This window comes from Vibrio sp. 10N.239.312.D08 (assembly GCF_041466145.1).
Taxonomy (GTDB): domain Bacteria; phylum Pseudomonadota; class Gammaproteobacteria; order Enterobacterales; family Vibrionaceae; genus Vibrio; species Vibrio crassostreae_C.
Genome location: NZ_JBFSSD010000061.1, coordinates 20,734 through 27,578 on the forward strand (window position 1 = coordinate 20,734; position 6,845 = coordinate 27,578).

7 protein-coding genes are annotated in these 6,845 nt (G+C 42.1%); 3 read left to right on the top strand and 4 right to left on the bottom strand.

The genetic code is table 11. The annotated features are described in order from the left end of the window. Positions 1 to 53: 53 nt before the first annotated feature. Positions 54 to 959, bottom strand: coding sequence for a LysR substrate-binding domain-containing protein (locus tag AB6D58_RS21935; RefSeq protein ID WP_102333462.1), 906 nt, complete (start codon positions 957 to 959; stop codon positions 54 to 56). Between the two features lie 273 nt (positions 960 to 1,232). Here AB6D58_RS21935 and focA point away from each other — a divergent pair, with 273 nt between their 5' ends. Further along, the gene (focA, locus tag AB6D58_RS21940) at positions 1,233 to 2,684 is read left to right on the top strand and encodes a formate transporter FocA (RefSeq protein WP_136978570.1); all 1,452 of its coding nucleotides are present in this window, start codon (positions 1,233 to 1,235) and stop codon (positions 2,682 to 2,684) included. Between the two features lie 273 nt (positions 2,685 to 2,957). On the opposite strand, the gene AB6D58_RS21945 is transcribed toward focA, so the two are convergent. From AB6D58_RS21945 to AB6D58_RS21955, 3 genes are all read right to left on the bottom strand, one after another. Beyond that, positions 2,958 to 3,527 carry a YceI family protein gene (locus tag AB6D58_RS21945; protein WP_372083714.1) on the bottom strand — a complete coding sequence of 190 codons (570 nt, stop codon included), beginning with the start codon at positions 3,525 to 3,527 and terminating at the stop codon, positions 2,958 to 2,960. Continuing rightward, entirely contained in the window at positions 3,524 to 4,063 is a 540-nt protein-coding gene (locus tag AB6D58_RS21950; protein ID WP_017067366.1) for a cytochrome b, read from the bottom strand. Before AB6D58_RS21950 ends, AB6D58_RS21945 begins: the two co-directional genes overlap by 4 nt. 153 nt (positions 4,064 to 4,216) lie before the next feature. After that, entirely contained in the window at positions 4,217 to 4,462 is a 246-nt protein-coding gene (locus AB6D58_RS21955; RefSeq protein WP_372158473.1) for a DUF2164 domain-containing protein, read from the bottom strand. Positions 4,463 to 4,714: 252 nt separating this feature from the next. Between AB6D58_RS21955 and AB6D58_RS21960 the strand changes: the two genes are divergently transcribed. Then, positions 4,715 to 5,350: a hypothetical protein gene (locus AB6D58_RS21960; RefSeq protein ID WP_017069925.1), complete on the top strand. Its 636-nt coding sequence runs from the start codon at positions 4,715 to 4,717 to the stop codon at positions 5,348 to 5,350. Positions 5,351 to 5,926: 576 nt separating this feature from the next. Beyond that, entirely contained in the window at positions 5,927 to 6,664 is a 738-nt protein-coding gene (locus AB6D58_RS21965; protein WP_372158475.1) for an EAL domain-containing protein, read from the top strand. Positions 6,665 to 6,845 lie beyond the last annotated feature (181 nt).

Below are 6,845 nucleotides of genomic sequence, written 5' to 3' on the forward strand. Positions count from 1 at the left end.
CCGGAATCGCTTATTCAACACATTTAGTTATTAGCATTGGTGTTGAATAGCGGCTAAAGAACCGACCGTTTGCCTTTCATCATGCGCTTACCTTCACGCTTGATACATTCAGCAAGTGGGTTCTCTGCCATGTCAGCACGCCAAATAAAGGACAAGGTTCTTTCCATTTCAAGCTCAGAAACATTCAACGTCACAAGTTGACCTGACTCAACAAACTGTTCGACATCTAGATAAGGTAAACACGTTAAATATGGGCCGTTTGCAACCAAACTTCTTAAAACAGGAACGTGTTCATACTCTCGCCATACATCGAGATCGCCAATTAAATGGTGAATAGAGCTATCAAAAACTTTGCGAGTACCCGAACCATGTTCGCGTAATACCCACTTTGCTTGTTCTAATTGTGCCAAGCTGACTCGTTCACGCTTCGCAAACGGGTGATGAGCCGATGCAACCACCGTTAAATGGTCGGTACACCACACTTCTTGGTGAACTCGGTTGTCATCACAACGACCTTCGATAACACCCAAGTCATATTGATAATCTAATACACCATCAATGACTGCGTCGGTACTTTGCACGCCAAGCGAGATTCGCATCTCAGGAAAGTCGTTATCAATAATACTGATGAGATCCGGAACGAGGTGTTCCGCTGGAGTTTGGCTAGCACCTAATTTGAGTTCGCCACTCAACAAATGCTGCTCGTAAAAACCCATCTCAATTTGCTGCGCATCTTGCAGTAAACGCTTCGCTTTTGGTCTTAACCACATACCCCAATGAGTCAGGGCCATTTGCTTGCCCTGCCTTTCAAACAAAGGCCTGCCGAGCATTTTTTCCAACTGTGCAAGAGACATACTTGTTGCTGACTGAGTCAACGCCAATTTGTCTGCTGCCTGACTAACGCTCCCGGAGTCTGCTACTGCATCAAATACCGCGAGTTGCTTTAATGAATAACGCAAAATTCATCCTTAATGCTTTTAATTATTTGTGTCCTGATGCTCGTTTTTTATAAAGCCAATGAGCAATCAATTTCATTCTACGCGTAACCAAATCTATATCAATAAATTTGATGTGGTTTCTAAAAATTATCAATTTTACCTCTACCCCTCAACGCCCTAATCTGGAATGGCAGGACACAACGAGCCCTGCAAAACATTACTGATTAACCATTACGGATTAACCAGGTCATTAACACTAGGAATTACACATGACGGATTGTTCAAGGGGGGGATATGGCAACCAGCACTTCTGAAAATCATCAACTGTTCTCACCAACAGAAATGATGGCGGAAGCAGAGAAGTTTGCATTAAGTAAAGCAAATAAAACCAGCAGCATGACATTGAGTTTGGCAATCATGGCTGGCGCATTCATCGGGCTTGCTTTTTTATTCTACATCACGGTAACCACGGGCAGCGCTGATGCTGGATGGGGACTGAGTCGCTTAGCCGGCGGTCTTGCCTTCAGTATGGGGTTGATCTTGATTGTGATTTGCGGTGGTGAGCTATTTACCAGCTCAGTGTTATCAAGCATCTCATGGGCTAACAAGCAAATCACCTTCACGAAGATGCTGTCTATCTGGGGCAAGGTGTATGTCGGCAACTTTATCGGTGCCATGTTCCTATTGGCTTTGGTAAGCGCAGCAGGCTTGTATCAACTGGATGGCGGCCAATGGGGCTTAAACGCTTTAAACATTGCTCAACACAAGCTACACCACACCCCAGTTCAAGCGTTTGCTTTGGGTGTGCTTTGTAACTTGTTGGTGTGTTTAGCGATTTGGTTAACGTTCAGCTCTGCTAACGCAATGACCAAAGCAATGATGACCGTGTTACCCGTTGCAATGTTCGTAAGCTCAGGCTTTGAACACTGTGTGGCGAATATGTTCATGGTTCCTCTAGGCATCACGATTCAAACATTCGCCCCGGAAAGCTTCTGGATGCAAATCGGTGCAACACCGGCGCAGTACGCAGACTTAAACGTCATGCAATTTGTCACAGCAAACTTAATACCAGTGACAATCGGCAACATCGTAGGTGGTTCAGTATTGGTCGGCTTAGCCAACTGGAGTATCTACCGTCGCCCACAACTTAAAGCAGCAAAAATTACCGCTATTACACAAACAACAGAAATTACGTCAGTTAAGGAAATTACTATGAACACAGCAACTACTATCAAGCAAATCATGAACACTCAACCAATTACATTGAGCGTTGAAATGCCAACATCAGTCGCGATTGATACACTTTTAGACGCGCAACTTGTTAGCGCTCCTGTTTGTGATGTTGAAGGCCGTCTAGTGGGTATCTTCTCTGTTCATGACGTAATGGTTGACCTTTGGTGCCAAGATTACATCCCAACTAAAGGCCAAAAAGTTGTAGACCTAATGAGCCGTGACGTTGTGGCAATCGACGCAAACGACAAGCTAGTGGACGTTGCTGAGTTCCTATGCATCGACAAAGAGCAACTGTACCCGACGACAAGCATGGGCTTCGCTACTCGCCTGACATCTCTTTCTCTAGAAGAGCGTGCAAAAGCGATGAAAGTAAGCCAACCACATATGCTTCCAGTGTTAGAAAACGGCGTAATGGTAGGTGTGTTGACTCGCATTGAAGTGATGCAAGCACTACGTCCAATCTACGGTGACCGACTAAACGTGGTTCCACAAGCTGAACTAGAAACGGCTTAACTAATCTTAAGTTGAACTATTAGGGATTAGTAGTTCAATTAGATAACTCAGTCATGGCAACGTTGACTGGCTAGAGATAAACGGTGGCTTTTAACGTACTAAACGGTTTGACACAAAACAGACCTAAACGCGTTGCCATTTATCTCAATAAAAAAGGCGCAAAGTGAAAACTTTGCGCCTTTCTCTATTTCTAACTGTTGCTTTCTAAGTATCTATTTAACTTTTGGTGTTACATAAGAGATTGATACTAGTTAGCGATCAACAATAGCTAGATTACTTCTTTACACCTTCAACGTGTAGATCCATATCTACATAGCTTGAAGCGCCCATTACTGGAATGTTGAAGTCAGCAAGTTCTAGACGAGTTGTACCAACGAAACCTGCACGCTCACCGCCCCATGGGTCTTGACCAGCACCGATGAATTCAGCTTCGATAACGATTGGCTTAGTTACGCCGTGAAGCTTAAGGTCACCCATTACTTCAAGTTTGCCGTTGCCTTTATCAACCACTTTTGTGCTGTTGAAAGTAGCGTCAGAGAATTTACCTGCATCAATGAAGTCAGAGCTACGGATGTGCTTGTCACGCTCTGCGTGGTTTGAATCAAGGCTTGTTGTATCAATAGTTACGTTTACTTTTGATGCTTCAACGTTGCTTTCATCAAATGAGAAATCACCTGAGAATGTGTTAAAACGGCCTTGGATAAAGCTATAACCTAGGTGGCTAACTTTAAAGTTAACTGAAGCATGCGCACCTTTTGTATCAATCACGTAATCAGCGGCGTTCGCAGCGAAAGGCATTGCCATAGCAAATGCTAATCCTGTAGCGATAATTGACTTTTTCATTTTGAAGCTCCTATCATTTTTCGTAGCGTATCGTCTTTGTCGATAACGTGGTGTTTTATCGCCGCTAAGGCGTGCACTGATGCCATAATGATCAGTACCCATGCAGCATAGTAGTGAACCGTACCTGCGAGATCAGATTGGTTTGCAAACAGTTCGCCCATACTTGGTACAGTGAACCAATTGAATACCTCTATCCCGCGGCCATCTGATGTCGAAATCAAATAACCTGAAATAAACAAAACCGCTAAGTTGATGTACATGAAGCCGTGAGCGATCTTCGCTGCTGCAACTTCATAGCTTTTACCTTCCACTTTAGGTGACGCGGTAACTAGTTTCCAGACCAAGCGGATAACGGTAACGGCAGCCAAAAGAATGCCTACCGAGCGGTGATAGTCTGGCGCTGTTTTGTACCACTCGCTGTAGTATGAAAGATCAACCATCCACAGGCCTACACCAAATAAGCCAAATACCGCGAGAGCTGAAATCCAATGCATCGCTCTTGCTAAAGGGTTGTAATTTCTAACGTTGTTGTCCATGCATCTCTTCCGAATGTTAACGAGTAGTGTAGTTTCGAAAAGCGTACCCTACACCAAGTTTGTGTAACATATTATTTACCAAGCTTTACATTGGTAACATCATTTCAAATTAAACGAGTTATTCAAATTATTTGAACAAGTTTGGGCTAAACGTTAGATTTCAACGATTTGTTCGCTCTCGTAAAGCTCATCTGAGATATCTAACATTTTACGTTCCATGACTTTTTGAGCGTCTTCTATCCCTTTGTTGTAGTAAACCGCCCCAAACTTTTTACTTATGAAATCGACCAAGAATTCTGTGTCGAACTGACCAAGCTCCACATCGAGTTCATCCTGCAGGTACTTTTGGAGCGTATGAGTAAGCTCAGACTTTTGTTTCGAATCTAATTGAATGGTCATGAATGTTTCCAAATAAAGAGTAAGTAGATCAATTGTGATTTGCTGACTAGACTATAGTCGAGGTAACTAGCTAGAATTCCTCATAATTTAGAATACAGACCTGTAGAGCGCCAGTGCTATCCATAAAATCACTCAGCAATGGTTAATTTTGATAGAGAGATCAAGAACTCGCACTTTGACGATAGGTAACGGAACCGCAATTACCGTACTATTGCCCATCAATAAGATAGTAGCTGTGTATAAGGGACTTCATTGTTATTAGATCTAGTGATTAAAAGCGTTAATCAATTTCAAGACGATTGCCTAAAGCTCTGTGAACGCCACTACCCTACGGTGCACAATCAAGGGATCAGTGAGCACCATATAGGAAAGGCATTTGCTCGCCGAATGGAGCACACCTTCGTTAGCTTTAATCATGCAAGCAACATCAGCCCACTTGAAATGCTTTCTTCTGGCGAAACGCCTCGACACTTCCGAATATCTTCCGAAATTGGTACCGTTTGGATGATCAGTCATCATATGGTGAGCGCCGGGAAAACCTGTCGTAGAAAGTTAATGTTGGACATCCATAATTGGCAACAAGAGTATGGATTTTCCATTCAACCCAATGACGTTTTGATCATTGTCTCCGACCATTGGATTAGCCGAAGTAAAAACAGTGGTGAATTATTGCATTGGTGGATGGGTGAACTCCCAGACGAGATCACGGAATATAGCCAACAAGGTATCACGCTAAGAGAGAGTGATTCTCAATTCGCTACTGACTTAAATAATAATTTTAAAATCAGCCCTTGCTTCATTAAATTTGGACACCCTTTAAAGCGGTCAGGAAATCAACAACTGGTTCGTAAATACCTGCAACTTTACGCAGTACTTCAATGGCAGTAAGAATACGGGTCAACTTTTTCATTCAATATTGAAAGTAAATTGTTAGACCTCCATCCCAATATTTTATAAAACCCAACTCAAGCCCTACCCAATAATCAATCAAAATTTATCTTCGATAAAATAATAACTTATCAGCTCATCGTTCATATTTTGAGAAGTAGATATCATTTATATGCAAACAGAGTTGTTTGTTAATAATGTAACTTTGACATTCCCCCATAACCTGAGGCTTTATCCTTACTTTCACCTGGTGTATTAGCGTTGAAAGCTTATATTGATTGGTGTTGATATGAGATAGATTACTCAGAGATTAAATTCACAATAGTCATTATTAATGGTGAATGATAAGTAATTTTAATGACTAATATCAATTATCATGCTGTTTTTTCGTTAATTATATTTATTTAAATATTGACTCTACAAAAGAGTTTTTATTAATTGACAATTTACTTACACCTGTCAATATTGTGACAGCCGCGACATGTACGTCCGCCATTGAATAAGCCCTCTTTACTAGCGACTATGATTTTATCAGACAGAAGTGAATTTATTAGCTGTATATCTGTGGATTCCGATATGCAGTTTATTGCGAAATATCAAGACCTAACACTTAGAAGTGTCTACCAACCTATATTTGATTCTTCTATGACTCAGATAGGTGTAGAGGCTTTAGTTCGAATTTCGAACAGCAAAGGTGCCATTGTTCGCCCTGATCACTTCTTTCATTCCGACGAAACCTCATGCACAGACAAAATTAATGTCGAGAGGCTGAGCCGAGCCATTCATATACGCAACTTCGCACAGTCGACTATTCGTCATTTACACCTATTCTTGAATGTTCTTCCTAATGTTGGCGAGTTATTTGCCGCAGAGAAAGTGAGCGATAGCTTGTTAGCTAAGCGCCTGCATGAGCTTAACTTATCGTGCGAACAAATTGTGATGGAGTTGGTCGAGCTTAATGTAGAGAGTGAAGAACGTTTGAAAGACGCAGCCCATTCATTGGCGGAAAATGGTTTTCAAATCGCTGTTGATGATTTCGGAACACAAGCGTCAACAGAACAGCGGGTTCGCCATATTAATCCTCATATCATCAAGATAGATCGCTCTGTGATGTTGGATTTTGAACAAGGCAACACTCGAGAAATGGAGTTAGTACTTGATCTTGCAAACCAAATTGGCGCAAAGACAGTGATTGAAGGTATTGAAACCCAACAACAACTCGAAGCGATGCAGCGCTTAGGCTTCAATATGTATCAAGGCTACCACTTAGCCATGCCAAAGCCGATTGAGTTAGACATACGGCTAGCAATTTAGAATCGCCCTATTGTTCTTAAAGCCGCTTGCCCATTGAGTAGCGGATTTTTTAATGCTTGCCTATTCGTACCCTCTTACCGCTCTCACGTGTCAACACATTTCAGGACGGGACAACACGCATAAAAAAGGTTCATCGCGGCTTTCCGGGGAAAGCCGCTTTTATCTTCAAGAAGAAGTAGTC

Coding starts and splice junctions, on each gene's coding strand:
- focA (WP_136978570.1), top strand. CDS start 1,233: ATGGCAACCAGCACTTCTGAAAATCATCAACTGTTCTCACCAACAGAA.
- AB6D58_RS21945 (WP_372083714.1), bottom strand. CDS start 3,527: ATGAAAAAGTCAATTATCGCTACAGGATTAGCATTTGCTATGGCAATG.
- AB6D58_RS21950 (WP_017067366.1), bottom strand. CDS start 4,063: ATGGACAACAACGTTAGAAATTACAACCCTTTAGCAAGAGCGATGCAT.
- AB6D58_RS21955 (WP_372158473.1), bottom strand. CDS start 4,462: ATGACCATTCAATTAGATTCGAAACAAAAGTCTGAGCTTACTCATACG.
- AB6D58_RS21965 (WP_372158475.1), top strand. CDS start 5,927: ATGCAGTTTATTGCGAAATATCAAGACCTAACACTTAGAAGTGTCTAC.